This window comes from Pantoea sp. GM_Pan_4 (assembly GCF_026541005.1).
Lineage (GTDB): Bacteria > Pseudomonadota > Gammaproteobacteria > Enterobacterales > Enterobacteriaceae > Pantoea > Pantoea dispersa.
This window is the reverse complement of record NZ_JALNUZ010000032.1, coordinates 1-223: the sequence shown is the minus strand read 5'-3', so window position 1 is coordinate 223 and position 223 is coordinate 1. Positions and strand designations below refer to the sequence as shown.

The 223-nt window shown below is 52.0% G+C and carries 1 tRNA gene; it reads left to right on the top strand.

Annotation, left to right across the window (positions count from 1 at the left end):
- Positions 1–27: 27 nt before the first annotated feature.
- Positions 28–102 (top strand) — tRNA-Glu (locus OXR61_RS23350).
- The last annotated feature ends 121 nt before the right edge of the window (positions 103–223 follow it).

Below are 223 nucleotides of genomic sequence, written 5' to 3'. Positions count from 1 at the left end.
GACGGCTGCGAAGTCGTGACACTTTGTGTCCCCTTCGTCTAGCGGTTAGGACTCCGCCCTTTCACGGCGGCAACAGGGGTTCGAATCCCCTAGGGGACGCCACTGCTTGGTGACAGGTGAAAGGTGTCTCCACAGAATATCTCAAAACTGACGGTAACGTCGTGTTTGAGATATTGCTCTTTAACAATCCGGAACAAGCTGAAAATTTGAAACGACGCGTCGT